This window comes from Mesorhizobium sp. M0862 (assembly GCF_040319795.1).
In the GTDB taxonomy this organism is placed as follows: Bacteria; Pseudomonadota; Alphaproteobacteria; order Rhizobiales; family Rhizobiaceae; genus Mesorhizobium.
Genome location: NZ_JAMYOJ010000007.1, coordinates 249,101 through 273,408, shown reverse-complemented (window position 1 = coordinate 273,408; position 24,308 = coordinate 249,101). Strand labels below are relative to the sequence as shown.

The following is a 24,308-nucleotide window of genomic DNA, read 5'->3' as shown; positions in this document are numbered from 1 at the left end:
GTTGTTTGGCCACGGTTTCTGCGAAAATCCTGTGACGCGCGGCGTATCGCGTGTCGGGGGCCTTTCTAAATCGATTGGAATTGGACAGAACGGCGCGTTGACATGCGCCCGGACTTTTCCGAAAAGGGGCGTTGAGAGATGCAGATGACGTTATTGAGGGGTTTCGGGATGGGTTCCGCCGGCAGGCCGCGTGCGCGCACCGCCTTTGCCGTGCCGCTCCTGACCCTGACGCTAGGGCTCACCGCGCTGGTCGCGGCTTCGCCTGCCCGCGCCGATTTCCGCGTCTGCAACGCCACGCAGAACCTGGTCGGCGTTGGCATCGGCTACCGCGCCAAGGCAGGCTGGATCACCGAGGGGTGGTGGCACATCGAAGGATCGAGCTGCAAGACGCTGATCGAAGGTCCGCTGTCATCGAGGTTTTACTATCTTTATGCAGAAGACGCCGAGCGCGGCGGGCGCTGGGATGGCCCGATCAACATGTGCGTGGCCGAAAAAGAGTTCAAGATCGCAGGCGTTACCGATTGCGTCGCCCGGGGCTTCCAGCGCGCCGGATTCCAGGAATATGACACGGGCGAGCAGGCAAGCTGGATGGTCCAGCTGACCGATGAGTCCACAACGGGAGGCGCTCCAGCCGCCCCGGGAACAAACAGTCAATGAGACGTAGCCGCAAGGTCAAGATCCTCGCCACCATCGGTCCTGCCTCCTCGTCCGAGGAGATGCTGCAGAAGCTGTTCGAAGCCGGCGCCGATGTCTTCCGCATCAATATGAGCCACACCGATCACGAGCTGATGCGCACGCTGGTCGGCCGCATCCGCGCGGTCGAGGAAAAGGTCGGCCGTCCGATCGGCATCCTGGCCGATTTGCAGGGACCGAAGCTGCGCGTCGGCAAGTTCGCCAACGGCAAGGAGGTTCTGACGCCGGGCCAGACCTTCACCCTCGACAACAATCCCGAGCCCGGCACGTCGACCCGGGTCTACCTGCCGCATCCCGAAATCCTGAGTTCGGTCGAGGCCGGCCACCGTCTGTTGATCGACGACGGCAAGCTGGAGCTCAGGGCGGTGAAGAGCGACGGCAAATCGATCACCTGCACCGTCGTCGCCGGCACCACCATTTCCGACAAGAAGGGCGTCAGCCTGCCCGACACCGACCTGCCGGTCGGTGCGCTGACCGAAAAAGACCGCAAGGACCTCGATGCGGTGCTGGCGGAAAGCGTCGACTGGGTGGCGCTGTCGTTCGTGCAGCGGCCGGAGGATTTGGCGGAAGCCCGCAAGATCGCGCGCGGCCGGGCGCTGATCATGGCCAAGATTGAAAAGCCGCAGGCCGTCGCCCGGCTGGCCGAAATCATCGAACTCTCCGACGCGCTGATGGTCGCCCGCGGCGATCTCGGTGTGGAAATGCCGCTGGAAGCCGTGCCTGGCATCCAGAAGCAGATCACGCGCGCCGCGCGCCGCGCCGGCAAGCCGGTGGTGGTCGCCACGCAGATGCTGGAATCGATGATCACCGCGCCGGTGCCGACCCGCGCCGAGGTGTCCGACGTGTCGATCGCCGTGTTCGAGGGCGCCGACGCCATCATGCTTTCAGCCGAATCCGCTGCCGGCGCCTATCCGGTCGAGGCGGTGGCGATGATGAACCGCATCGCCACCAAGGTCGAAACCGACCCGACCTATGCCGGCATCATCAACGCGCAGCGCTCGGAACCGGAAGCAACCGGCGCCGACGCCATTTCGCTCGCCGCCCGCGAGATTGCCGAGACTCTGAAACTGTCGGCGATCATAACCTATACGGCGTCGGGCACCACCGGCCTGCGCGCCGCGCGCGAGCGGCCGCAAGTGCCGATCATCGCGCTGTCGCCGATCCTCAACACGGCGCGGCGGCTGTCGCTTTTGTGGGGCACGCATTGCGTCGTCTCGCCCGACGCCAGCGACCTCGACGACATGGTCGACCGCGCCTGCCGCATCGCTTTCGAAGAGGGGTTCGGCCAGCCGGGCGACCGTGTCATCATCACGGCGGGCGTGCCGCTGAGGACGCCGGGTTCGACCAACATGCTGCGCATCGCCTATGTCGGATCGGACGTGCAGGCCACCCGCAACATAGGTTGACAGAGGCTTCAACTCATCACAGTTCGCAGCGCTCTTGCCGCACCTTCGGCGTGATCGATACGCTGAAGGAAGCGGTGTGCGCGAGGGAGTGGGTCATAGAGATACTGATCCGGGCCGCGCATCTTTCGCCGGTTGAGGTCGGCGGTGTCGAGCAGGTCGAAATCGACCCTTTCCAGCGTGCAGTGCCAGCCTGCGCTATGCGAAGCCCATCCCCTTCCGTGGTGCTGCAGAAGCCGCTCTCGGCTGGAATAGCCGTGATAGTCGAAGGCGATCACGCCGTTCGTCATGTAGATATGGTTGCCGTAGAAATCCTCGCCCGGAATGATCCGTTCGCCGTAGAATCCGTCCAGGGGAGGATGGCTGAGGAAGGTGCCCGCAAGGATGTGGCAGGCGCCGTAGCCGAAGAAGATGCGATCCGGTAGCGCCCAGAACGCTTCGGGGTTTTTCTTGATTCCGTGCTTCAGGACATACATGCGCCGTCACGTCGGGGCGAGTTGCGCGTCGGGCACCGTAATGTCGGGGCACTGTGCATCGTTGTAGGCATCGCCGGCGATGCGTGCTTCCACGGTTTTTGCCAATGCCTGCAGGTCGACGACCTTGCCGGCGACTTTTTCGATGGCACCGACGACGAGGTCTGGCGCGATCCAATCCGGCTTGTGTCCGAGATTGTGGACCCAGATCAGTTCGGCGCCGGGGATGTCCCTGTCCAGGCCGACCGAATGGATCGAAGCATAGACCACCTTGTCGCGATCGCCCGAGATGACAATCGTTGGCGCTGTGATGTCGCGGTATTGCGGCGCGGCGTTCAGCGTATAGTCGTAGAGGCCGGCGACATCGATGGCGTTGGCGCGGAAAGCGCCGGGACGCAGCACCAGCGGAATCGAGGCATTGCCGACATAGCCTTCCGGCACCTTGTTGGGAGAAAACACGCAGGCCGTGGCGCTGTCCATCTGCAGCGTGCCTGCCGGATAGGTCAATGTCTCCGAGAACAGCCAGCCGATGATGGGGGTGGCGGTCAGCTTGTAGTACCAGGCGGTCGCGCCGCCCGGCCAGGGGTGGCTGACCGGCGACAGAAAGACCAGCCCGAGCGTCTTCTCCGGGTGTTCGCGGCCAAAGGCGGCGGTGATCACGCCGCCAAAGGAATGGCCGACCATGATCGCATTGTGGATGCCGAGACGGTCCATCAGCCTGGCGATGGTGTCGGCCTGCGCCGACGGGCTCTCATTGCCGGGGCCGCGTGCCGACCAGCCAAAGCCCGGCCGGTCGAGGAAGACCATCTCCGCGCGGCCTTCGAGCAAAGGCCTGATCGGCAGCATCTGATCCCTGAGGTTGGCGCTGGCGCCGTGGATGAAGACGATGGCCGGCAGCTCGGCATTTTGAGGCGCCGGCACGTGGACATAGTGGATGCGGGTGCCGTCGATGTCGGCAAATTCGCCGGCCGGCGGGTTCCGCCACTCGATCAGCCACGCGCCGGCCCGGGTGACACCGGCCAGGGCAAAGACGAGCGCGAGGAGCAAAGCACAGGCGGCGTAAATGAGGTTCATGCGCGGAGATACGGGGGTGGAGGGGGATAAGTTCTAGGGAGTAGGGAGTAGGGAGTAGGGAGTAGGGAGTAGGGAGTAGGGAGGTGGCGTCTCGACCAATCTTCTCTACTGACTACTAACTAATCCCTAATTCCTACTGCCTAATCAAATTCCTTCGCCGGCAAGCTCTTCCGAAATTGCCGCGACCTGGTCCTGGGCGCTGCGCATCATCGGGTAGATAGTCAGCACCTTCTGCCAGGCTTCGAGCGCCGACTGCTTGTGGCCGGTGGCGGCCATGATCTGGGCCAGGCCCGAAAGCGCGCCGAAATGGCGTGGTTCCAGCTGCAGCGTCTGGTCGATGTCGGACATCGATTTCCCGAAATTCTTCATCATGTAATGCACCGTGGCGCGCCGGTTCCAGCCTTCGGCATATTTTGGCTGCAGGATGACGACCTGGTCGAGGAAGTCGAGGGCGACGTCGAACTTCTGGTCGTCCATCGCCTTTTGCGACCATTGCATCATCAGGTCGATCGAGGCGCTGCCGGACTGGAACCATTCGCCCCAGATGCGCCCGGCGATGCGCTCGGCCGCCTTTTCGTTGCGCTCGCGCTTCAGCTCGGCAAACAGTTGGTCGAGCCTGGCTTCCCTGGTCAGGGCAACCGGCGGCTTTGCCGGCGGATCGTCCGCCGACGCCGGAGCGACGCCGAAAAGAAAGAGGGTGGCCAAAAATGCAAAAAGAATCCGCATCGCCGGAATCTAACCCCGGACCGCGGATCGTCAAACTGAAATTAGCGTGAAAGTGCCTGGAACCAGGCAATTACCATCATATGGACGGAGGCAACGAACCCCCGGCCGAACACTCAGCCCTGGCGCGCCTTGTAGCGCGGAGCGGTCTTGTTGATGATGTAGACGCGGCCCTTGCGGCGAACCAGCTGGTTGTCGCGGTGACGCGCCTTCAGCGCCTTGAGCGAATTCTTGATCTTCATGGTCTTGCCCGTCGGTCTGGGCCCTGTCCGGGCCGAATTATTAAGGCGCGCCTGAAAAGCGCGCCTTTGAACTTGCGGTGGCTCATAAACGAGGAGCCTTGCCCGTGTCAACCGCAAGCGTGCTGGATAGAGGCCGAGAATGGCTTTGGCCATCAAATATCCGCCATCTCGGCTCCACGCCATTGCGCGGCCGAAGGCGGGCTGGAATGGTGCGGCACCCGCAAGCCGATTTGGAGACCTCCATGCGCCTGTTGTTTGTGTCCGCGAGCCTTGCCGTTATGGCAGCCGCCTCCATCGCGCAGGCGCAGGAATGCGACCGCAACGACGACAGCCAGCAGATGATGAACATCTGCGCCGGCGAGGACTATCGGGCCGCCGATGCCAAGCTCAACCAGGCCTACAAGGATCTCGTCGGTCGCAACGACGACAAGGGCAGGAAGCTGCTGCAGGTCGCGCAACGCGCCTGGATCGCCTTCCGCGACGCCGAATGCGCCTATACGACGACAGACAGCGAGGGCGGCTCCATCCATCCGATGGAGGTTTCACAATGCCTGACCGAACTGACGGACCAGCGCATCAAACAGCTCACCGCGGGCGCCAATTGTAGGGAAGGCGATGCGAGTTGCGCCAGCCCCGACGAGGACGGGGATCTGAACGACGAGCTGCAATAGGGCTCGAGCCACGCCCTCGCGCAAAGTGCCGGAATGGCTTAGCTACGGCGGCTGATGCGCGTGAAATGGCCCATCTTGCGGCCTGGGCGCGCTTCCGCCTTGCCGTAGAGATGCAGCATCAGATCGGGCTCGGCGAGCAAAGCGGGTACGCGCAGCACATCGTCGCCGATCAGGTTTTCCATGATGCAGTTTGAATGCCGGCCAGGGTTGCCCAGCGGCAGGCCGGCAATGGCGCGGATATGCTGCTCGAATTGCGAAACGATGCAGGCGGCTTCCGTCCAGTGGCCGGAATTGTGCACGCGCGGCGCCATTTCGTTGGCCAGCAGCGTGCCATCGGCAAGAACGAAGAACTCGACGCCGATGACGCCGACATAGTCGAGGGCCGCCAGGATTTTCGCTGCCGACCCCTGTGCCGTCGCCGCCGTCTCCAGCCTGATCTGGGCCGGCAGGGTCGAGGTATGCAGGATGCCGTCGCGGTGGACGTTCTCAGCCGGATCGTAGGCGGCGACCGCGCCGTCCAACCCGCGCGCGGCGATGACCGAGATTTCGCGCTCGAAAGCGACGAAGGATTCGAGGATCAGCGGCACATTGCCCATGGTCTCGCATGTGCCGGCAAAGCCGCCCGTCTCCATGTTGCGGAAGACGCGCTGGCCCTTGCCGTCATAGCCCATGCGGCGGGTTTTCAAGATGCCGCTGCCACCGAACTCTCTCAGCGCCGCCGTCAGCTCGTCGTCATTGTCGACGGAGCGGAAATCCGCTGTCCTGATGCCGATGCCGTTCAGGAATAGCTTCTCCGCCACCCGGTCCTGGGCGACTTCCAACGCCCTGGGCGGCGGATAGACCGGGACCTTGGCGGCGAGCGCGCCGGCAGCCGCTACCGGCACATTCTCGAATTCGTAGGTGACGACGGCGCTGACTGCCGCCAGTTCGGCAAGGGCGTCCGCATCGTCATAGGCGGCGGTGATCTGGCGGTTGGCGACCTGAGCCGCCGGGCAATCGGCCTGCGGTTCGAGGATAATTGTGCGGTAGCCGAGGCGCGCTGCGGCAACAGCCAGCATGCGGCCGAGCTGGCCGCCGCCGATGATGCCGATGCTCGATCCGGCGGGCAGGCTCACGGCGCGTCCGTCGGTTCGGTGGCGACCCTGGCGGTTTGGGCGGTGCGCCAGGCATCCAGGCGGGCGGCAAGTTTTTCGTCGTGCAGCGCCAGCACGGCGGCCGCCAGAAGGGCGGCGTTGGCCGCACCCGCCTTGCCGATGGCAAGCGTGCCGACCGGAATGCCGGCCGGCATCTGGACGATGGAGAGCAGCGAATCCTGGCCGGACAGCGCCTTCGATTCGACCGGCACGCCGAACACCGGCAGCGGCGTCATCGCCGCCGTCATGCCGGGCAGGTGGGCGGCGCCGCCGGCGCCGGCGATGATCACCTTGTAGCCGGCCGCCTTGGCGCCTTTGGCGAAATCATAAAGGCGGTCCGGGGTGCGGTGGGCGGAGACGATCAGCCGCTTGTGCGGAATGCCCAGCGCCTCCAGCGTTTCGGCGGCGTGGCGCATCGTCGCCCAGTCGGACTGGCTGCCCATGATGATGGCGACGTCGGCGCGGTGGTCGGTCAAGCGCATGCTCCCGGCGGTAAAGGCGCGCCTTAGCGGAATTCGGGCTGGCCCGCAAGGATGGCGGCCGCCGCAGCCTAGTCCGGCCAGCGCAGGGCGCCGGATGAATCCTTTCGCGGCTGTCTCATCGCATCCGCCGGCCTGTCGGCCGCGGTGAGCACGGCGCGGAGGCGTTCGGCGACGATCTCGGCCTCGCCTGGGTGCAGGTTGCACGGGTCGAGGAAGAAATGGCCACGCTCGACTTCGTGGTTGCGCACGATGATGGGCGGCGATCCGGCCGCCAATGCCGAGGCGAGGCCGGCGGCACTGAAGCGGCTTTCGGGGGAGACGAAGATCTGCAGCCGGTCGAGCGGATTGGCGGTCGGGTCGGGAATGATGTTTGCGACGATGCCGGGTATTCCCTGCAGCGAATCCCTCCACAGATGGAGCGCCGCTTCCTCGCGTCGGCGGATGCCGGCATGGTCGCGCTTTTCCCAGGCTTCGAGCGCCGCCATCGTGCCGGCGATGCTTTCCTTGCCGACCTTCATGGCGCGGGCGACGCCACGGTTTTGCAGATAGGCGGCGCGGACGAGATCCTTGCGGCCGGCGACGATGCCGCTGGTCGGCCCCGAAAGGAATTTGTGGCCGCTGTAGACGACGATGTCGGCGCCGCGCGCCAGGAAGCTGCGCAGGTCATATTCGGAAGCCGCATCGACGATCACCGGCACGCCCCTGGCGTGGCAGATATCGCAGAATTCCTCAAGGGAAAGCATGCCGTATTGCACGGTGTGGTGCGCCACGACGTAGAGCGCCGCCGCCGTGCGCTCGTTGATAGCCTCGCGCACATGATAATCCTGCGTGACGCTGACCGTGCCGGCCGGAATGACCTTGGCGCCGGCGACGCGGATCGACTGGTCGATCGGTGCGCCGTAATTGACGATATGGCCGAGCTGGATGACGACTTCGGACTTCAGCCCTTCGGTATCGTCGGGCAGCCGTTCGATCGCCAGCAAATTGGTGCCGGTCATCGCCCCGGCGATCGCCATTGTGATGCCTGAGGCGCAGCAGGCGGTGATGAAGCCGGCCTCGCCGCCGGTGAGGCGGGCGGTGATTACGCTTGCGGCGCGCTGCAGATCGTCCATCTCCACCCATTGCGAGGCGATCTCGGCCATGGCGCTGATCGCCTCGGGAACGATGATCGAGGCGCCGAGCGTCGTCATCGTGCCGGAGACGTTGATGATCGGCCGCAGTCCCAGCCGTTCACGGATCGTGGTGTTGGAGCCGGTGTCGGAATAGGTTTTCATGTTCAGCAATCCCTTGACGGTCAGGCGGCGATCTCGACGACCGCTTCGATTTCGACGGTGATGTTTCCAGGCAGCGAGCCGACCCCGATCGCCGAGCGGGCATGGCCGCCGATCTTGTCGAAGACGCTGGCGAACAGGTCCGAGCAGCCATTGACCACTTTCGGGTGGTCGCTGAAGGTCGGCGTCGCATTGACGAAGCCGAGCAATTTGACGACGCGCACGATGCGGCCGAGATCGCCGGCGGCGGCGTGCATGACGGCGAGCAGGTTGAGGCCGGTGAGGCGGGCATGCTCATAGGCCTGCTCGACGGTGACGTCCTCGCCGACCTTGCCGGTGCACAGCGTGCCGTCGGCGCGCAGCGGCCCTTGACCCGAAAGAAAGATCAGCCGGCCGCTCTCGGCATGGGTGACGAAATTGGCGATCGGCGTCGGCGGCTCGGGCAGCATCAGGCCGAGCTCGGCGAGCCGGATGTAAGGCGTCATGGAAGAATTCTCCTTGGGCCGGCCTGTTGTTTTACGCAATTCCCAAGGGAAAGCGCTTCGCGCTTTTCCCGGGAAAACCGCTTACACTTTTCCTGGAATTGCTTTGGGCCGCCCATGTCAGAAATGCGAGGCGCGGAACCGCGCCAGGAAAGAGCGCAGGCGCTCATTGGTGGTCTCTTCGGCAAGGATCTCCTTCGGCGGGCCAACAGCGCTGACACCGCCATCGGCCATGAAGACAATGCGGCTCGAAGCGTCGCGGGCAAAGGCCATCTCGTGCGTGACCATCACCATTGTCATGCCGTCTTCGGCCAGGCTGCGCACAACGGCCAGCACCTCGCCGACCAATTCGGGATCGAGCGCGGAGGTGATCTCGTCGAGCAGCAGGATCTTTGGCTCCATGGCGACTGCCCGCGCTATGCCGACGCGCTGCTGCTGGCCCCCGGAGAGTTCCGCCGGCAGGCTGTCGGCCTTGTGGGCGAGGCCGACGCGGCTCAGCCAATGCTCGGCGATCTGGCGCGCCTCGGCCTTGCTCTTGCCGCGCACCTTGGTGAGGCCGAGCATGATGTTGCCGGCGGCGGTGAGGTGCGGAAACAGGTTGAAGCTCTGGAACACCATGCCGGTTTCGGCGCGCATATTGGCAAGGTCGCGCTCGCTGCGCCGCTGGCGCGCGCCGGCCTCACGAAAACCGACCTCCTTGCCGTCGATGCGGATCGAGCCTGAGTCGTAGCTTTCGAGAAAGTTGACGCAGCGCAGCAGGGTGGTTTTGCCGCTGCCGGAAGGGCCGATGACGGTGACCACTTCGCCCCTGTCCACCTTGAGGCTGACCGAGCGAAGCACCTCGACCGAACCAAAGGCTTTCGAGACCCCGGCAATGTCGAGAAGGGCAGCATTGTCGTTCGAGCTTGTGGCCATCGTGCTAGTCCCGGATGAAGGCAAAGCGCCGTTCCAGCCGCCGGCTGGCGTAGGAAAGCGCATAGTTGACGGCGAAATAGATCAAGGCGCCGAGGATGTAGAGCGGCATCGCCTCATAGGTGCGGCCGATGACCTGGTTGATCGCCTGCATCAGGTCGGTGATGCCGAGCAGCGAGACCAGGGCGCTGCCCTTGACCGCATCGGTGACGCCGTTGATCCAGGGCGGCAGGAAGCGCCGGAAGGCCTGCGGAAAGATGACGTAGGTGAGCCGCTGGCGGAAGGTCAGCCCAATCGCCATCGCCGCCTCGGACTGCCCTTTGGGAATGGAGCCGACGGCGCCGCGGAGATACTCAATGACCTGCGCGGTCTTAAACAAGGTGAGCGCCAGCACCGCCGCCGAGAAGGATTGCAGATGCAGGCCGATGGCCGGCAGGCCGTAATAGACGAAGAACATCAGCACCAGGATCGGGATGCCGCGGATGGTGTCGGAGAAGATGCGCACGGCCCAGCGCAGCGGCGCCGGGCCGTAGACCAGGCCGACGCCGAGCGCGACGCCGGCAATCAGCGACAGCACCACGACCAGCAGCGACACCCACAAGGTGATGGCGAAGCCCTGGGCGAGGAACGGTACGGCGTAGAGGATCTGGCTCAGCATGTCAGCGCGCAGCCCTGAACCGGCGTTCGACCAGCCGCAGCCCGAAGAGCAGGGTGTAGCCGGTCACCAGGTACATCGCCGTCGTCACCAGATAGACCTCGACGATGCGGAAGGTGTTGAAGTTGATCCACTGGGCGCCGAAGGTGAGCTCGGGCACCGAGATCACCGAGGCGATCGACGTGTCCTTGAACAGCGAGATGAAGGTGTTGGACAGCGCCGGCAGCGTGATGCGCAGCATGGTCGGCAGGCGCACATGAACCAGCCGCTGCCAAGGCGTGAGCCCGATCGCCTTGCCGGCATCGAGCTGGCCGCGCGGCACGGCTTCGAGGCCGGAGCGGAACACCTCGACCAGATAGGCGCCGCTATAGACCGACAGCGTCAGCACGAACGAGGTCGGCGCGTCGTAGGCGACGTCGATCACCGTCGGCAGGCCGTAGAAGACAAGATAGACGAGCAGGATCAGCGGCACGTTGCGGATGAATTCGACGTAAGCCGCAATGATGGCGCGCACCACGCGTCCGGCCGAGACATACCAGACCGCCAGCACCAGGCCGATGACGACGCCGATGGCAATCGAAATCACGGCAAGCTCGAGGCTGAGCAGAAGGCCGCCCCACAGCTTGTCGAAATGGCGCCAGATCAGGTTGAAGTTGAGCGTATAGCCCATGCGTCTCCGGCAATAACCAAGGGGATGCGAACTAGAAGGCGGAAGGGCTAACCCTTCCGCCAGCACTTGTCAGACAACCGGGAAACCGGGATGGCGGGCCGGCGGCTCTTGGCCGAAATAGTCCTTGAAGGCGGCGTCGTAGAGTGTGGTCTCATGGCCGAACATGGCGATGGTGAAGGTCTGGTTGACGAAGGTCAGCCAGTCCAGGTCGCCCTGCCTGACCGCCGCGCCGTAGAGCATCGAGTACCAGCTCTTGCCGGCATCGAAATATTTGTCGGGGTTGCGCGAGGCCAGCCAGCGCACGGTTGAAAGATCGACAGCGGCGGCATCGGCGCGTTTCGATTCCAGTGCCTGCAGCACATTGGCCTGAGTGTCGATCTGCAGCACCTGCGCCTCCGGCAGGGCGTAATGGACCGAGCTTTCGGCATCGACATTCTGCAGGATCGAGATGCGCGTCGCCGAACCACCGGCGAGCAGCTTGTCGAAGGTCTTGTTTTCCGCCGTCGGCAGCGTCAGCAGGGCGACGCCCTCGACATAGTATGGCCTGGAGAAGTGGATCAGCTGCGAGCGCTGCGCGGTCATGGTCATGAACTGGATGGTAATGTCGACCTTGTTGGTGGTGACATTGGGGATGCGCTGCGCCGGATCCTGCATGACGAACTCGACCTTGCTCGGATCGTCGAACAGGCCCTTGGCCAGAATGCGGCCCATGGTGATGTCCATGCCGACTAGCTCGCCGGCATCGTTTTCGAAATGCCATGGCGCGTTGGTGCTGCCGGTGCCGACGATCAGCTTGCCGCGGTCAAGCGCGGTGCGCAGAACGCTGTCGGATGCGGCTTGTGCCGCCGCCTTTTCGGCGCTGACAGCGGTCATCACGCCCGCCGTTGCAAGCCCGGCCATGCCCAGTTTCAGAAAATCTCGCTTGGATGCGTCGTTCACTGCGACCTCCTGTTGTTTGAGTTCCCCTACAGACACACGTGTCGCCGACCTGAATTGTCTCTTACAATAGACATATGTATCCTATACAAGACAGATACTAACATCAGGAATCAGTTATGCAAGATAGCAATGGACTCACGGATCGGGCGGAGCTTGGTCCAGCCGAGAGCCCGACGCCCGACAAGACCTCCGGCTCGCGCGAGAAGGGCCTCAACCGGGTGCTGGAGATCCTGGACTTCCTGCATGCTACGCAGCGCGCCATCGGCATTGGCGATCTCGCCAAGGGGGTGAATGCGCCGCGCTCCACCACCTATACGCTGGTGCGTTCGCTGGTCGATGCGGGTCTCCTGGAGATGGAGGGCGACGGCAACCGGGTCTATTTCGGCAAGAAGCTCTACCTCTATGGAATGGACTATGTGAGGGGCAACGACCTGCTTAGGCGGGGCCGGCAGGAGGTCGACAATCTGTCGCGCGAGACCAGCGAGACCTCCGAATTGTGCATGCTGCAAAGCGGGCGCTATACCATCGTCCATTCCAGCCCCGGCACCAGGCCGTTCCGCATCAGCTCGGCCACCGGCCTGCAGATCCCGCTGCCATGGACGGCATCGGGGCGGCTGCTTCTGGCCGGATTGGAAAGGGCCGCCATCCAGGACATGGTCTCGGAAGACGACCTTTTGCTGCCCGACGGCCGCAGGCTGCAGTTCGACGACTTCATTGCCGATATCGCGACGGCCAGAACGACCGGCTATTGCATCACTTCGGGGCTGGTCGACGCCTACACCAAATGCCTGGCCGCCCCTGTCTTCGCGGCCGCCGGCAAGGTCGAGGCGACGCTGTGCCTGGTGGTGCCGATCGACACTTCAGCGGAGAAGACCGACGAATTGCTGACGTTGCTGCGCCATCGCGCGGCGCGGCTGTCGATAGCGGGGTGAGCAGTTAGGCCCCGAGGCCGTCGGCTAAGCGATGATGTCCGGAATGATCTTGTCTTCCAGCGCCATCAGCCGGTCCTTGAGGAAAAGCTTCTTCTTCTTCATGCGCTGGATCTGCAAGGGGTCGCAGCCCATGGCGATCATCGCATTGATGGCCGCGTCGAAATCGGCATGCTCCTGCTTCAGGCGGGAAAATTCGAGGCGGACATCGGCCTTTTCCTGGTCGGACATTCTCTACCGTCTGCATGTCTGCGGCGCCCGGCAATGGGCATGATTGGGCGGGGGCGGCATCAATTGCCGCCGGCGCGCAGCCAATATCACATATCACATTGTCGTGGAATGCTACCACGCAGCATTCGACATCGCAGCCGGATGGTGGCAGACTGTCATGGTGCCGTCACAGATGCGACCTGCGGTGGACGTGCCTTTGACGGCTGCAATCGAGGAAACCATGAAAGGGAGAACCAATCATGTCTCTTGCATCCCATCTTGATGAGTTGCAGCGGAAACACGGTGATATCGAACGCGAGATCGACGATGCGATGAACCATCCATCGGTCGACGACCTCGAAATCGTGAATCTGAAGCGACGCAAGCTGGCACTCAAGGACGAGATTGAAAAACTGAAGGCGAAACCGACGAGACACTGACGCCCTTCCAGGATTAGACGCGCCGCCTTGGCGCGTGACTATCGCTCCGGTGGCGACATGCCGCCGGAGGCCTGTTTTTGCTACTGATTCCGATACTGTTGGCTGGCGAAACCCGTCTGTGGGGTCACCGCGCTGCTGCGATTTGGCGGCTCTGCTTGTCTGTCGCCATTGACAAGCCATCTTTGCTCCTCCACCTCATGCCCGAACCTCAGCGCTATGCGCTGATAGCTGATTGAGCGTGCGTCGACGTGGACGTATGTCGCTCGGGTGATCAAGAGGCTGCCGGCATGACCGGGTATTTTTCCTCCCCCTTTGCGCGCCGGACATCGGTCGGCGTCGATGTCGGCGGCGTGGTCGTCGGCGGCGGCGCGCCGGTCGTCGTGCAGTCGATGACCAACACCGACACGGCCGATATCGACCAGACCGTCGCGCAGGTTGCGGCTTTGCATCGCGCTGGCTCCGAGATCGTGCGCATCACCGTCGATCGTGACGAGAGCGCCGCCGCCGTGCCGCGCATCCGCGAACGGCTCGAGCGGCTCGGCATCAATGTGCCGCTGGTCGGCGACTTCCACTATATCGGCCACAAACTGCTGGCCGATCATCCGGCCTGTGCCGAGGCGCTGGCCAAATACCGCATCAATCCTGGCAATGTCGGCTTCAAGGACAAGAAGGACCGCCAGTTCGCCGCGATCGTCGAAATGGCGATCAGGCATGACAAGCCGGTGCGCATCGGCGTCAATTGGGGGTCGCTCGATCAGGAGCTGCTCACCCGGCTGATGGACGAAAACCAGCGCCAAGGCTTTCCGCTGACGGCGCAGGAAGTAACCCGCGAAGCGATCGTGCAGTCGGCCATCCTGTCGGCCGAAATGGCCGAAGAGATAGGCCTCGCCCGCGAAAAGATCATCCTGTCGGCCAAGGTCAGCGGCGTGCAGGATTTGATCGCCGTCTATGCCGAGCTTGCCACGCGCTCCAACCATGCGCTGCATCTTGGCCTCACCGAAGCCGGCATGGGATCCAAGGGCATCGTCGCCTCGTCGGCTGCCATGGGCATCCTCTTGCAGCAAGGCATTGGCGACACCATCCGCATCTCGCTGACGCCGGAGCCGAATGGCGACCGCACGCGCGAGGTGCAGGTCTCGCAGGAACTGCTGCAGACCATGGGCTTCCGTCAGTTCGTGCCGATCGTCGCCGCTTGCCCCGGCTGCGGTCGCACGACCTCCACCGTGTTCCAGGAGCTCGCCCAGAACATCCAGGCCGATTTGCGCAAGAACATGCCGGTCTGGCGGGAGAAATATCCCGGCGTCGAGAACCTCAAGGTCGCGGTGATGGGCTGCATCGTCAACGGCCCCGGCGAATCCAAGCACGCCGATATCGGCATATCGCTGCCCGGCACCGGCGAGATGCCGACCGCACCCGTCTTCGTCGACGGCAAGAAGTCGGCGACGCTGCGCGGTCCGTCGATCGCCGCCGATTTCGAAAAAATGGTTGCCGACTATATCGAGCAGCGGTTTGGACAGCACGGCAAAGCCGCGGCCGAATGAGCCATGCGGGGGCTGCTCAAAGCCGGTGTGATCCTGTTCTGCGGGCTGAGTGCCGGACAGGCGCTTGCCGATCCACCGCAATCGCGCTCGGCGGCGAAACGATTGATCGGCCATGTCTGTGACCTGATCGAGACGCATGCCGAGCGGAACGGCCTGCCGAAGGATTACTTCGCCCGGCTGATCTGGAAAGAAAGCCGCTTCGATCCCAATGCGGTTAGCCCGGTCGGTGCCGAAGGGATCGCCCAGTTCATGCCGAGCACCGCCAAGATGCGCGGGCTGGCCGATCCTTTCGACATCGACCAGGCGATCCCGGCTTCGGCGAAATATCTCGCCGAAATGAAGACCGGCTTCGGCAATCTCGGCCTGGCGGCGGCTGCCTACAATGCCGGCGAGAGCCGCGTTTCGCGCTGGCTGGGTTCGGGCGGCTTCTTGCCCATGGAGACCGAGAGCTACGTCTTCGACATCATGGGCGAACCGGCCGACAAGTTCTCCGACAGCGCCTACGCCGGAACGATCGAGCCGCTCGACGCGAAAACCAGCTTTCCCGTCGCCTGCCGCAAGCTGCCGGTGATCATGTCCAGAACCGTGGCGATGGCCTCGATCAATGTGAAGCCATGGGGCGTCCAGGTGGCCGGCAATTTCCGCAGGGGAGCTGCGATCAATCAGTGGCTGAGGGTCAGGAGCCGGTTTCCGGCGCTGCTTTCCGGTCGTGACCCGGTGGTCAGCCGGGTGCGCACGCCGATCGGCCGACGCGGCATCTACGCCGTCAGGATCGGCGTCGACGACCGTGCCGCCGCCAACGTCATCTGCCAGAAACTGCAAAGCGTCGGCGGCGCCTGTATCGTCGTGCGCAACCGATAGGGGGCGACATGACGGCCAAAATCGTCCTGCTTAATGGCGTCGGCAGCGCCGGCAAAAGCTCGATCGCCAGGGCGCTGCAAACAATCGCCACCGAGCCCTTCCTGCATGTCCAGATGGATGCTTTCATCGACATGCTGCCGCCGGCGCTGCAGGATCATGCCGACGGGTTTTCCTTTGAGACCGTGCTGGAAGACGGCAAGCCGTCGGTGGTGATCAGGAGCGGGCCGGTCGGCGCGCGAACCATGCGCGGCATGCGCCATGCCATCGCCGGGCAAGGCAACAATCTCATTGTCGACGACGTGATCTTCAATGACGAGATAGCGGAGTATGTCGAGTTGCTGTCGAGCTTTGACCTGCATCTGGTCGGCGTCATGGCGCCGCTGGAGGTGCTGGAAGCGCGCGAGGCCGCGCGCGCCGACAGGCTGCCCGGTCTGGCGCGCTGGCAATATGGACGCATCCACAGGGGCATAGACTACGACCTCGAAGTCGACACCAGCCGGCTGACGCCGCTTGAATGCGCCCGTCGCATCCAGGAAAGATTCCGACTATAGTGGCCGGTGTCTTTGACACGATCGCAGCTTTTACCAATTGCCCCAAAAGCCGATAGCCGTCTCTGGCCTGCAAAGTCGTGTCGATTAAATATTTATGAGCCCTGCTGTAGTAAGACGGGTGGAAATTTCCGGCGAGACCTTTGGGGCCGTTAACGGGGGAAATCATGCCGGTGACAAATTTCCTTGGACGCGTCGTCGGTGAACTTGAAACGCCGCGCGCCAAACGGCCGTTCGGTTCTGGCTGGCTGTCCGGCTCGATTGGCTTGCTTGCCGGGGTCACCGCCCTGCTGATGGTCATCGTGCTGCGCTACCCGTCGCTTACATCGATGCCGGATCTGGCCCCCATCCACCAGATGCTGTTCTTCAAGCCGGTGCTCTATTTCGTCCTCATCTCCGGCTATATCCTGGCGATCCTCAGCATGACGCTGCGCAGGCAAAAGACGCTCGGCGCGGCAGCGATGTTCACTGTGCTGCTGGCGTCGCTGGTCGGCATGCTTCCGGTGCGCCATCAACTGCACATCGACGGGGTGTTCTTCGGGCTCGATTTCTTCATCCTGAACGCCTTGTTCATGGGTGTGCTGTTCGTCCCGCTCGAACGTCTTTTCGCGCGCAACAAGGATCAGACCGTGTTCCGCGACGAATGGCGCGAGGACCTGTTCTACTATCTGGTCTCGTCGCTGCTGGTGCAGATTTTGACCTACCTGACCTTGGCGCCGTCCAACTTCGTCAATTCACAGGGCGCCCTTGGTTCGGTGCGCGCCTGGGTCCACGGCTTGCCGTGGCTGGTGCAACTGCTGGCGGTGATGTTCCTGACCGACCTTGCCCAGTATTGGGTGCATCGGGCCTTTCATCGCATTCCCTGGCTGTGGAAGTTCCATGCCGTGCACCATTCCGCCAAGTCGATGGACTGGATTGCCGGTGCGCGCATGCATTTCCTGGAAATCATCGTGCTGCGCAGCCTGACGGCCACCCCGATGTTCGTGCTGGGGTTCGATGAATCGGCTATCCAGACGTATATATTGATCGTCTACGTCTATTCGTCGTTCATCCATTCCAACATCGGAACCAGTTTCGGTCCAGTCGAAAAGGTGCTGGTGTCGCCGCGTTACCACCACTGGCATCACGGCCTCGAAAAAGAAGCGATCGACGTAAATTTCGCCATCCATTTCCCGCTGCTCGACCGGCTGTTCGGCACCCATCATATGCCCGAAGGGCGCTGGCCGAACGGCTACGGCATTCACGGACATCCCGTTCCGAACGGATACTGGCAGCAATTCCTCTATCCCTTCCGGCGCGGCTAGACTGGAGTCCTTCGCGAAGCGCGCGTGTCACCGCGCCTGGCGAGGTTAGCCCAATCCATGACAAGCGACAGAGCCCCGAGATGCGTGACGGCTACATAATCTGCGGCACGCCGAGAACCGGAAGCACCTTGCTGTGCGGCCTTCTGGCCTCGACGAAAACAGCCGGCGATCCGCACTCGTTCTACCGGCGGCAGGACAAGGCGGAATGGGCCGAAGAGTGGAAATTGCCGCATCCCGAGACGATGAGCGCGCATGACTTCGATGTCGCCTACCTCAAGGCGGCAATCAGCGCGGGAAAGGGCGGAACAGCCGTCTTCGGCTTGCGCCTGATGCGGGAGAACCTGGGTGAACTCTCGGCCATCCTCGACCGGATCTACCCAGACCTGCCATCGGACAAAGCACGCTTTGAAAAGGCCTTCGGCCGTATCCTCTACATCCATCTTTCGCGCGAAAACAAGCTGGCGCAGGCGGTGTCGCTGATCAAGGCCGAGCAGACCGGGCTTTGGCACATCGCGCCCGACGGAACCGAGATCGAACGAGTCGCACCGCCGCAGGAACCCCGCTACGATTTCAAGCGGATCCAGCGCGAGCTTGCCGAACTCGAAGCCTATGACGCGGGCTGGAACGTCTGGTTCGCGGAGCAGGGGATCGTCCCGCTGCGCATCGGCTATGAGCGCCTGTCAGCCGATCCGGCAGCGGCATTGGCATCCATCTGCGAGGCCCTGGGCGTTCCGGCGCCGAATGCCGCCGACGTAAAGCCGGGCGTCGCCAAGCTCTCCGACGAGACCAGCCTCGACTGGATGCGCCGCTATCATCTGGACGCGGCGATTTGATCAAGCCCTCTTTACCGCTACCGTTTCGCTGAGCCAGGTGCCGATCTTGCTGCCGAGACGGTCGGGCGACACCGGCTTGGGCAGATAGTCGTCCATGCCGGACTCGATACATTTGTCGCGGTCGCCCTTCAGTGCGTGCGCGGTGACGCCGATGATTGGTGTGTGATTGCCACTCGCTGCCTCCGCCGCCCGGATGGCGCGGGTCGCCTCGTAGCCGTTCATCTCCGGCATGGAGACGTCCATGAGGATCAGCTTCGGCCGCAGCGCCCGGTACATCTCGACGGCCGTGCGGCCATTGCTGGCGATGCGGTAGCTGAGGCCAAGCCCATTGAGGATCTGGCCGAACACCAGCTGGTTCACGTCATTGTCCTCGGCGATCAGAATATCGATCGGGCCGTTTGGCGTGGCGATCGATTCAGGCACTGTGGCCGCCGGAATTGCCGGGCCGCGAATGACGGTGAAGGCGGGTGGCGCCACAGGTGCCGCCTGCGGAACAACAGGCTCGCGAACAAACTGGGCCTTGCCGATCTGGGCCCGCGCTTTCTGGATGGCCGAGATGACGGTGCCGAGCAGGATGGCCGAGCGTGCCGGCTTGGTGAGATGCGCGGCGATGCCGAAATCGATGACCATCTTGCCGAAATCGACCTGATCGACCGAGGTCAGCAGCACCACCGGGATGGCGGAGAGACGGCTGTCGGCAGAAATCGCCTTGGCGACATCGGCGCCGTTCATGCCGGGCATCTGGTAGTCGAGGATGATGCAGTCGACCGCAGCACCGAGCTGGCTAGCCCGGTCTAGAAAGGCGAGGCCGACGGCGCCGCTTTCGGCGGCCGCGCAGTCGAAGCTCCAGCTTCTGAGCTGTTCCAGCAAGATCTCGCGGTTGACCGGGTTGTCGTCGATGACCAGCACGCGGGCGCCGGTGACATCGACCGGCACGACCTCGTTGCGCGTGTCCTGCTGATGCGCCGGCAGCGGCACGGCGAACCAGAACACCGAGCCGCGGCCGATCTCGCTTTCGACGCCGATCTTGCCGCCCATCAGGTCGATGAGGCGGGCGGCGATGGCAAGGCCGAGGCCGGTGCCTTCATGGCGGCGCGTCGACGAGCCGTCGACCTGCGCGAATTTCTCGAACACGTTCTCGAGCTTCTCGGCAGGAATGCCGATGCCTGTGTCCTCGACGCGGACCTTGAGTTGGACCAGGCCGTCGACCACCTCGCCGCCGACATCGATCAGCACATGGCCCTTCTCGGTGAACTTCACCGCATTGCCGAGCAGATTGGTGACGATCTGACGGAACCGTCCGGCATCGCCGACGACATGGGCAGGCAGGCGCGGGTCGACACGCACGATCAGCTCGAGGTTCTTTTCGGCGACGCGCGCCGACACCAGTGTGGCCACGTCCTCGACCGCTTCGGCAAGCCGGAAGGGTGCAGGATCAAGCGTCAGCTGACCGGCATTGATCTTGGAGAAATCGAGGATGTCGTTAATGATGGTGAGCAGCGCATTGCCGGACTTGACGATGACTTCGGTGAAGGTCTTCTGGCGCGCGTTAAGCTCGGTCTTGGCGAGCAGTTCGGCCATGCCCAGCACGCCATTCATCGGCGTGCGGATCTCATGGCTCATATTGGCCAGGAATTCCGATTTGGCGCGATCGGCCGCTTCGGCCTTGAACAAGGATGCGGCGGATTCGGTGAAGGCGCGGCGGATCGCCTTTTCCATCGGCCGGAAGATCCAGAGGGCAACGATGGCCAGAACCGCGAACAGAAGGCCGCTTGCCCAAAACAGCAGCCTGTCGCTGGAGGCGTCGGCCAGATGGCGTTCGCCATCCATGGCGGTACGCACACGCACCAGCATCGGCTGGACGAACAGGTCGTTCTGGTTGAGGATTTCGCGCGAACTCCATTCGTCGGTCTGTTGCGCCGCCGACATCAGGTTGAAGTTGCGCACGATGTCACGCGACGACCAGAACAGGTCGCCGTTGACGGCGGCCGACGAGAGTTCGTCCAGCGTTTTGGCCGACAGGCTCGGCTTGATCGCGGCCAACTCCGCGGACAGTGTTTCGATCTCGCCGGTCAGGCGTTGCGAATGGCCGCGCGCGGCGGCGGCAAGGCCGTCACGGGTTTCGGTGCGCCAGGTCGTGCTGGCGGTTTCGGCAAAGCTGGAGGCGTTGCGCAGGTCGCGGGTGAAGACGACGAGATTGCTGCTCAGCGCGTCGATGTCGTGGCGGAAGGAATTGACGCGATTGAGCGCAAACATCACCGCGGTGGAAGCCAGCGCAAAGATGAGCAATCCCGAGATGTAGCGGATCCGGATCGAGCGGATGAAGAAAGAATATTCCGGCATGCGCAACCCCAACACATACGCATCATTTTAACGGTCGGGATTACGCTTGATTTACATTAAAATTCCGTTCGCGCCTGGCGGGCCGTCAAGATCCTGGCTGCACGTGCCCGGAGTTGGCGCCATAGAGGGTGGCATCGCATTCGCGCATCATGCGCAGTGCTTCTTCCTCGGTCAGGCCGAACTTGCGCATCATGCTCCGGATTTCGGGGCCTACAGCTATCTCCACCGGTCTTGCCGCCTGGCGGGTCTTCCTGGCCTTTTTCTTGGACATCAGTACGTTTCCCGTCTTGACCGACACATGTTTCGCATCAGCCCTGGCCCGGCCTCACCGTGCTGCGCCAGACCATGGGCGCATGGCAGATCAGGCGGCTGCCAGCCTCCTCCCGCGCGCCGGTCGCGAGCCGCACGGCGCGCCTGGCGATCTCCTCGATCGGCGGCGAGAACGTCGTCAGCCGGTAAGAGGCCCAGTCGGCCTGTTCGATGTCGTCAAAGCCGATGACGCAGAGATCGCGGGGTACGCTGATGCCGAACTCGTGGCGGGCCGCATCGAGAAAGCCGCACGCAATCAGGTCGGTCACGCAGAACGCCGCATCCGGCCGCTGCCGGCCGGAAAAGAGTCGCCTGGCGCCATCGGCTCCGGTGGCATAGCCGGTGCGGCCCTCGCGCCACACGGTCACCTCCAGCCCTTCCTTCTGCGCGGCGGTAAGGAAGGCGGTTTCGCGGGAGAGCAGGCTGGGCGTGCCGGCAGCCGAGGTCACCAAAGCGGGGCGGGTACAGCCGGCCCGGATGAAGGCATGCAGCGCTGCCTCTGCGGCTGCAGCGTTGTCGACACCGATATTGTGCGGGCCGTCGAAGCGGTCATCGCGATTGATCAGCACCAGCCGCTGGCCGTTCTCAAGACAGGTGCGGATCAGCAACTGCGGCGGCGAGCCGGACAGAACGATGCTCGCATCGGCGCGATAGTTCAGCGTGTTGCGCAGCGCCTGGTCGACATGGTGGCTGGGGCCGGAGGTGTTGAACACCATGGCCATTTTGCCGGCGTCCCGCAGATGTTGGGTCAGCGCCTTCTGCAGGCGGGCATGATAGGGCGTGTCGCCATCGGCAACGATGAGGCAGACGATGCCGGTCGAAGCCCGCATCAGGCCGCGAGCCAGATGGTTGACGTGATAGCCGAGTTGCTCGGCCGCCAGCATCACCCGCTCGCGGGTTTCCCCGGAAACGGAAGCGCCGGGCGTGAAGGTACGTGACACGGCCGAGCGTGAAACCCCGGCGAGGTCGGCAACCTGCTGGGCGCTGGAAAAACCGGTGCGGATTCTCGGAACCGTCAAGCGAACGCTCTCGCTGCTGTTTTCGTGATTCTTTGCACGCCCGTGCAATGTAATGCAACTCTTCTGCCATTGCCACCCACCGCACTTGACAGGCATGGCCGAATGCAACAGCTTTGCACAGCCGTGCAATACAAGCCGGCTCAAGAGTGGCATCGGAGGAATACCCTGTCCATTTCGCCGAAGACGGCTTTGAGGGCGCGATTGTCCGGACCGGCTGCATGAGCAGGGCGGCGGCGCATCCGAAGGCGGACCGGCTGTCCAAGGCCGAGATGGACAGGCGTGCCGAGGTCTGCCGGAAACTGCTTGTCACGGCCGGGCAACTGGCGATGGAAGGCTATGCCCGGCAGGGCGCCGTCCAGCCGGTGGCGATGAAAGGCCCGCAGGATTTTCTCACTGAAACCGACGGCAAGGTCGAGGAGCACATCCGCGCGACGCTGGCAGAGGCTTTTCCGCAGGACGGGTTTTTGGGCGAGGAAGGCGGTGGCATGGGCTCTGCCCGCATGTGGGTCGTCGACCCCATCGACGGCACCGCCAATTTCATGCGCGGTATTCCGCATTTCTGCATTTCGATAGCTTTCGTCGAGAACGGCCGCAGCGAGATCGGCGGCATTGCCAATCCGGCCATCGGCGAAACGTACTTTGCCCGTCGCGGGCAGGGCGCGACGCGCAATGGCGCGCCGATCCATGTGTCGCCGACGCAAGCGTTCGACCGCGCCTTTGTCGAGTTCGGCTGGTCGCCCAGGATTCCCAATCGCGACTATCTGGACAAGGTGAGCCTTGTCTGGGCACTCGGCGCCAATGTGCGGCGCTCCGGCTCCGGAGCGCTTGGGCTGGCCTATGTGGCCGACGGCCGCTCGGATGCCTATGCCGAGCTGCACATCAATTCGTGGGACTGCCTGGCCGGATTGCTGCTGGTGGAGGAGGCCGGCGGCCGTGTGAACCGGTTCCTCGACGGCGACGGCATGGCGAAGGGCAATCCCGTGCTAGCGGCAGCACCCGGCGTTGCGGCGACATTGTCCCAGGTGATCGGAGTGCCGCTCGACGACGGGTAGATCGTTTCCAGTGAGAAGACAGGGAGGAATATCGATGAAGACATTTGACAGTAAGCAAGGCTTGCGCGCCGCCTGGCTTGGCCTTGGCGCGGCGCTGGCCATGTTCGGATTGGCGAGTGCCGCCCAGGCGGCCGACCGCAGCCTCACAATGTATTGCGCCGTCGACGAGGCCTGGTGCCGGGCGATGGCGACCACCTACCAGAAGGAGACGGGCGTCAGCGTCGACATGACCCGCATGAGCGCCGGCGAAATCTACGCCCGCCTCCGGGCCGAGAAGGACAATCCGCAAGCCGATATCTGGTGGGGCGGCACCGGCGACCCGCATCTGCAGGCGGCGGAAGAGGGCCTCACCCAGGAATACAAGTCGCCGCAACTGGCAAACTTGCGCGACTGGGCGCTGAAGCAGGCCGACAGGTCGAAGAACCGCACGGTCGGCATTTATCTCGGTGCGCTCGGTTACGGCTATAATGAGGAAGATCTGAAGCAGCGCGGGCTGACCGCGCCGGCGTGCTGGGCCGATCTGGTCAAGCCGGAATTCCAGGGCGAGATCGAGATGGCCGACCCGAATTCATCGGGCACGGCCTGGACCATGCTTGCCACGATCGTCCAGCTGATGGGCGAGGACAAGGCATTCGACTATCTCAAGCAGCTCAACAAGAACATCGCCGAATACACCAAGGCAGGGGCCGCGCCGGCACTCGCCGTCGGCAAGGGCGAGACGCTGATCGGCATCTCCTTCCAGCACGACGTCATCAACGCGGCCAAGCAGAACCCGGCGGTGAAGGTGGTTTCGCCTTGCGAGGGCACCGGCTTCGAGATCGGCTCGATGAGCATCGTGACGGGCGCCAAGCATGTCGAAGAGGCGCAGAAATTCTACGACTGGGCGCTGAGCCCGGATGCGCAGAAGCTCGCGGCGCCGAACGGCAGCTTCCAGATCCCGTCGAACACCGCCACGCCGGTGCCGCCCGAGGCGCCGGACCTCTCGAAGATCAAGCTGATCGACTACGACTTCGCCAAATACGGCTCGTCGGCCGAACGCAAGCGGCTGTTGAAGAAGTTCACCGACGAGGTCCGCAATGGCGGCTGAGCGCGTTCT

Annotated in this window: 28 protein-coding genes; 12 read left to right on the top strand and 16 right to left on the bottom strand. The window is 63.5% G+C overall.

Going from position 1 to position 24,308, the window contains the following annotated elements; genetic code table 11:
• The first annotated feature begins 168 nt into the window (after positions 1–168).
• Together NKI15_RS13880 and pyk are read left to right on the top strand one after the other, a co-directional pair.
• Positions 169–657: a DUF1036 domain-containing protein gene (locus NKI15_RS13880; RefSeq protein ID WP_023673118.1), complete on the top strand. Its 489-nt coding sequence runs from the start codon at positions 169–171 to the stop codon at positions 655–657.
• Positions 654–2,099: a pyruvate kinase gene (gene pyk, locus NKI15_RS13875; RefSeq protein ID WP_023673117.1), complete on the top strand. Its 1,446-nt coding sequence runs from the start codon at positions 654–656 to the stop codon at positions 2,097–2,099. Before NKI15_RS13880 ends, pyk begins: the two co-directional genes overlap by 4 nt.
• Positions 2,100–2,107: 8 nt before the next feature.
• Here the strand turns inward: pyk and NKI15_RS13870 are convergent, their stop codons facing one another.
• The 4 genes from NKI15_RS13870 to ykgO all read right to left on the bottom strand — a co-directional run bounded on the left by NKI15_RS13870 (position 2,108) and on the right by ykgO (position 4,608).
• Positions 2,108–2,572 (bottom strand): hypothetical protein, encoded by a 465-nt coding sequence (locus tag NKI15_RS13870; protein WP_286461952.1) that lies wholly within the window; start codon positions 2,570–2,572, stop codon positions 2,108–2,110.
• Between the two features lie 6 nt (positions 2,573–2,578).
• Entirely contained in the window at positions 2,579–3,643 is a 1,065-nt protein-coding gene (locus NKI15_RS13865; RefSeq protein ID WP_023737010.1) for an alpha/beta fold hydrolase, read from the bottom strand.
• Positions 3,644–3,787: 144 nt separating this feature from the next.
• Positions 3,788–4,369, bottom strand: a complete 582-nt coding sequence (locus NKI15_RS13860) for a tetratricopeptide repeat protein (protein WP_023684032.1) — start codon at positions 4,367–4,369, stop codon at positions 3,788–3,790.
• 113 nt (positions 4,370–4,482) lie between these two features.
• The gene (ykgO, locus tag NKI15_RS13855) at positions 4,483–4,608 is read right to left on the bottom strand and encodes a type B 50S ribosomal protein L36 (RefSeq protein WP_006327841.1); all 126 of its coding nucleotides are present in this window, start codon (positions 4,606–4,608) and stop codon (positions 4,483–4,485) included.
• 242 nt (positions 4,609–4,850) lie between these two features.
• Between ykgO and NKI15_RS13850 the strand changes: the two genes are divergently transcribed.
• Complete coding sequence (locus tag NKI15_RS13850) at positions 4,851–5,279, top strand: lysozyme inhibitor LprI family protein (protein WP_023684031.1); 429 nt, start codon at positions 4,851–4,853, stop codon at positions 5,277–5,279.
• Between the two features lie 38 nt (positions 5,280–5,317).
• Here the strand turns inward: NKI15_RS13850 and NKI15_RS13845 are convergent, their stop codons facing one another.
• The 8 genes from NKI15_RS13845 to NKI15_RS13810 form a co-directional block, all read right to left on the bottom strand.
• Positions 5,318–6,394 (bottom strand): 5-(carboxyamino)imidazole ribonucleotide synthase, encoded by a 1,077-nt coding sequence (locus NKI15_RS13845; RefSeq protein WP_023702776.1) that lies wholly within the window; start codon positions 6,392–6,394, stop codon positions 5,318–5,320.
• Positions 6,391–6,888, bottom strand: coding sequence for a 5-(carboxyamino)imidazole ribonucleotide mutase (gene purE, locus NKI15_RS13840; RefSeq protein ID WP_023708578.1), 498 nt, complete (start codon positions 6,886–6,888; stop codon positions 6,391–6,393). The genes NKI15_RS13845 and purE overlap by 4 nt, the downstream gene beginning before the upstream one ends.
• A gap of 74 nt (positions 6,889–6,962) precedes the next feature.
• Positions 6,963–8,168 (bottom strand): aminotransferase class V-fold PLP-dependent enzyme, encoded by a 1,206-nt coding sequence (locus NKI15_RS13835; protein ID WP_023673110.1) that lies wholly within the window; start codon positions 8,166–8,168, stop codon positions 6,963–6,965.
• A 20-nt stretch (positions 8,169–8,188) separates the two neighbouring features.
• Positions 8,189–8,650, bottom strand: coding sequence for a RidA family protein (locus tag NKI15_RS13830; RefSeq protein WP_023715046.1), 462 nt, complete (start codon positions 8,648–8,650; stop codon positions 8,189–8,191).
• A 117-nt stretch (positions 8,651–8,767) separates the two neighbouring features.
• Positions 8,768–9,562 (bottom strand): amino acid ABC transporter ATP-binding protein, encoded by a 795-nt coding sequence (locus NKI15_RS13825; RefSeq protein ID WP_023673108.1) that lies wholly within the window; start codon positions 9,560–9,562, stop codon positions 8,768–8,770.
• Positions 9,563–9,566: 4 nt separating this feature from the next.
• Positions 9,567–10,217 carry an amino acid ABC transporter permease gene (locus tag NKI15_RS13820; protein ID WP_023684027.1) on the bottom strand — a complete coding sequence of 217 codons (651 nt, stop codon included), beginning with the start codon at positions 10,215–10,217 and terminating at the stop codon, positions 9,567–9,569.
• Position 10,218: 1 nt separating this feature from the next.
• Entirely contained in the window at positions 10,219–10,884 is a 666-nt protein-coding gene (locus NKI15_RS13815) for an amino acid ABC transporter permease (protein ID WP_023693641.1), read from the bottom strand.
• Positions 10,885–10,953: 69 nt separating this feature from the next.
• On the bottom strand, positions 10,954–11,784 hold the full coding sequence (locus tag NKI15_RS13810) for a transporter substrate-binding protein (RefSeq protein ID WP_023737009.1): 831 nt from the start codon (positions 11,782–11,784) through the stop codon (positions 10,954–10,956).
• 155 nt (positions 11,785–11,939) lie between these two features.
• Here NKI15_RS13810 and NKI15_RS13805 point away from each other — a divergent pair, with 155 nt between their 5' ends.
• Positions 11,940–12,755 carry an IclR family transcriptional regulator gene (locus NKI15_RS13805; RefSeq protein ID WP_023737008.1) on the top strand — a complete coding sequence of 272 codons (816 nt, stop codon included), beginning with the start codon at positions 11,940–11,942 and terminating at the stop codon, positions 12,753–12,755.
• 24 nt (positions 12,756–12,779) lie between these two features.
• Here NKI15_RS13805 and NKI15_RS13800 read toward each other — a convergent pair whose 3' ends face one another.
• The gene (locus NKI15_RS13800) at positions 12,780–12,983 is read right to left on the bottom strand and encodes a YdcH family protein (RefSeq protein ID WP_023673103.1); all 204 of its coding nucleotides are present in this window, start codon (positions 12,981–12,983) and stop codon (positions 12,780–12,782) included.
• Between the two features lie 239 nt (positions 12,984–13,222).
• Here NKI15_RS13800 and NKI15_RS13795 point away from each other — a divergent pair, with 239 nt between their 5' ends.
• The 6 genes from NKI15_RS13795 (at position 13,223) to NKI15_RS13770 (ending at position 18,489) form a co-directional block, all read left to right on the top strand.
• Positions 13,223–13,402, top strand: a complete 180-nt coding sequence (locus tag NKI15_RS13795) for a YdcH family protein (protein ID WP_023684024.1) — start codon at positions 13,223–13,225, stop codon at positions 13,400–13,402.
• A 287-nt stretch (positions 13,403–13,689) separates the two neighbouring features.
• Positions 13,690–14,943, top strand: coding sequence for a flavodoxin-dependent (E)-4-hydroxy-3-methylbut-2-enyl-diphosphate synthase (ispG, locus tag NKI15_RS13790; protein WP_023693643.1), 1,254 nt, complete (start codon positions 13,690–13,692; stop codon positions 14,941–14,943).
• A 3-nt stretch (positions 14,944–14,946) separates the two neighbouring features.
• Positions 14,947–15,804: a lytic transglycosylase domain-containing protein gene (locus tag NKI15_RS13785; protein ID WP_023832024.1), complete on the top strand. Its 858-nt coding sequence runs from the start codon at positions 14,947–14,949 to the stop codon at positions 15,802–15,804.
• An 8-nt stretch (positions 15,805–15,812) separates the two neighbouring features.
• Entirely contained in the window at positions 15,813–16,355 is a 543-nt protein-coding gene (locus NKI15_RS13780; protein ID WP_352514800.1) for a chloramphenicol phosphotransferase CPT family protein, read from the top strand.
• A 164-nt stretch (positions 16,356–16,519) separates the two neighbouring features.
• The gene (locus NKI15_RS13775; protein ID WP_352514799.1) at positions 16,520–17,656 is read left to right on the top strand and encodes a sterol desaturase family protein; all 1,137 of its coding nucleotides are present in this window, start codon (positions 16,520–16,522) and stop codon (positions 17,654–17,656) included.
• Between the two features lie 80 nt (positions 17,657–17,736).
• On the top strand, positions 17,737–18,489 hold the full coding sequence (locus tag NKI15_RS13770) for a Stf0 family sulfotransferase (RefSeq protein ID WP_352514798.1): 753 nt from the start codon (positions 17,737–17,739) through the stop codon (positions 18,487–18,489).
• On the opposite strand, the gene NKI15_RS13765 is transcribed toward NKI15_RS13770, so the two are convergent.
• The 3 genes from NKI15_RS13765 to NKI15_RS13755 all read right to left on the bottom strand — a co-directional run bounded on the left by NKI15_RS13765 (position 18,490) and on the right by NKI15_RS13755 (position 22,160).
• Positions 18,490–20,832 carry a response regulator gene (locus NKI15_RS13765; RefSeq protein ID WP_352514797.1) on the bottom strand — a complete coding sequence of 781 codons (2,343 nt, stop codon included), beginning with the start codon at positions 20,830–20,832 and terminating at the stop codon, positions 18,490–18,492.
• An 85-nt stretch (positions 20,833–20,917) separates the two neighbouring features.
• Positions 20,918–21,103: a hypothetical protein gene (locus NKI15_RS13760; protein WP_023684018.1), complete on the bottom strand. Its 186-nt coding sequence runs from the start codon at positions 21,101–21,103 to the stop codon at positions 20,918–20,920.
• A gap of 37 nt (positions 21,104–21,140) precedes the next feature.
• The gene (locus NKI15_RS13755; RefSeq protein ID WP_031208759.1) at positions 21,141–22,160 is read right to left on the bottom strand and encodes a LacI family DNA-binding transcriptional regulator; all 1,020 of its coding nucleotides are present in this window, start codon (positions 22,158–22,160) and stop codon (positions 21,141–21,143) included.
• A gap of 218 nt (positions 22,161–22,378) precedes the next feature.
• Between NKI15_RS13755 and NKI15_RS13750 the strand changes: the two genes are divergently transcribed.
• The gene (locus tag NKI15_RS13750) at positions 22,379–23,212 is read left to right on the top strand and encodes an inositol monophosphatase family protein (protein ID WP_050587730.1); all 834 of its coding nucleotides are present in this window, start codon (positions 22,379–22,381) and stop codon (positions 23,210–23,212) included.
• A 61-nt stretch (positions 23,213–23,273) separates the two neighbouring features.
• Complete coding sequence (locus NKI15_RS13745; RefSeq protein WP_023706271.1) at positions 23,274–24,299, top strand: ABC transporter substrate-binding protein; 1,026 nt, start codon at positions 23,274–23,276, stop codon at positions 24,297–24,299.
• Positions 24,300–24,308: the final 9 nt, after the last annotated feature.

Coding starts and splice junctions, on each gene's coding strand:
- NKI15_RS13880 (WP_023673118.1), top strand. CDS start 169: ATGGGTTCCGCCGGCAGGCCGCGTGCGCGCACCGCCTTTGCCGTGCCG.
- pyk (WP_023673117.1), top strand. CDS start 654: ATGAGACGTAGCCGCAAGGTCAAGATCCTCGCCACCATCGGTCCTGCC.
- NKI15_RS13870 (WP_286461952.1), bottom strand. CDS start 2,572: ATGTATGTCCTGAAGCACGGAATCAAGAAAAACCCCGAAGCGTTCTGG.
- NKI15_RS13865 (WP_023737010.1), bottom strand. CDS start 3,643: ATGAACCTCATTTACGCCGCCTGTGCTTTGCTCCTCGCGCTCGTCTTT.
- NKI15_RS13860 (WP_023684032.1), bottom strand. CDS start 4,369: ATGCGGATTCTTTTTGCATTTTTGGCCACCCTCTTTCTTTTCGGCGTC.
- ykgO (WP_006327841.1), bottom strand. CDS start 4,608: ATGAAGATCAAGAATTCGCTCAAGGCGCTGAAGGCGCGTCACCGCGAC.
- NKI15_RS13850 (WP_023684031.1), top strand. CDS start 4,851: ATGCGCCTGTTGTTTGTGTCCGCGAGCCTTGCCGTTATGGCAGCCGCC.
- NKI15_RS13835 (WP_023673110.1), bottom strand. CDS start 8,168: ATGAAAACCTATTCCGACACCGGCTCCAACACCACGATCCGTGAACGG.
- NKI15_RS13830 (WP_023715046.1), bottom strand. CDS start 8,650: ATGACGCCTTACATCCGGCTCGCCGAGCTCGGCCTGATGCTGCCCGAG.
- NKI15_RS13825 (WP_023673108.1), bottom strand. CDS start 9,562: ATGGCCACAAGCTCGAACGACAATGCTGCCCTTCTCGACATTGCCGGG.
- NKI15_RS13820 (WP_023684027.1), bottom strand. CDS start 10,217: ATGCTGAGCCAGATCCTCTACGCCGTACCGTTCCTCGCCCAGGGCTTC.
- NKI15_RS13815 (WP_023693641.1), bottom strand. CDS start 10,884: ATGGGCTATACGCTCAACTTCAACCTGATCTGGCGCCATTTCGACAAG.
- NKI15_RS13810 (WP_023737009.1), bottom strand. CDS start 11,784: ATGGCCGGGCTTGCAACGGCGGGCGTGATGACCGCTGTCAGCGCCGAA.
- NKI15_RS13805 (WP_023737008.1), top strand. CDS start 11,940: ATGCAAGATAGCAATGGACTCACGGATCGGGCGGAGCTTGGTCCAGCC.
- NKI15_RS13800 (WP_023673103.1), bottom strand. CDS start 12,983: ATGTCCGACCAGGAAAAGGCCGATGTCCGCCTCGAATTTTCCCGCCTG.
- NKI15_RS13795 (WP_023684024.1), top strand. CDS start 13,223: ATGTCTCTTGCATCCCATCTTGATGAGTTGCAGCGGAAACACGGTGAT.
- ispG (WP_023693643.1), top strand. CDS start 13,690: ATGACCGGGTATTTTTCCTCCCCCTTTGCGCGCCGGACATCGGTCGGC.
- NKI15_RS13785 (WP_023832024.1), top strand. CDS start 14,947: ATGCGGGGGCTGCTCAAAGCCGGTGTGATCCTGTTCTGCGGGCTGAGT.
- NKI15_RS13780 (WP_352514800.1), top strand. CDS start 15,813: ATGACGGCCAAAATCGTCCTGCTTAATGGCGTCGGCAGCGCCGGCAAA.
- NKI15_RS13775 (WP_352514799.1), top strand. CDS start 16,520: ATGCCGGTGACAAATTTCCTTGGACGCGTCGTCGGTGAACTTGAAACG.
- NKI15_RS13770 (WP_352514798.1), top strand. CDS start 17,737: ATGCGTGACGGCTACATAATCTGCGGCACGCCGAGAACCGGAAGCACC.
- NKI15_RS13765 (WP_352514797.1), bottom strand. CDS start 20,832: ATGCCGGAATATTCTTTCTTCATCCGCTCGATCCGGATCCGCTACATC.
- NKI15_RS13760 (WP_023684018.1), bottom strand. CDS start 21,103: ATGTCCAAGAAAAAGGCCAGGAAGACCCGCCAGGCGGCAAGACCGGTG.
- NKI15_RS13750 (WP_050587730.1), top strand. CDS start 22,379: ATGAGCAGGGCGGCGGCGCATCCGAAGGCGGACCGGCTGTCCAAGGCC.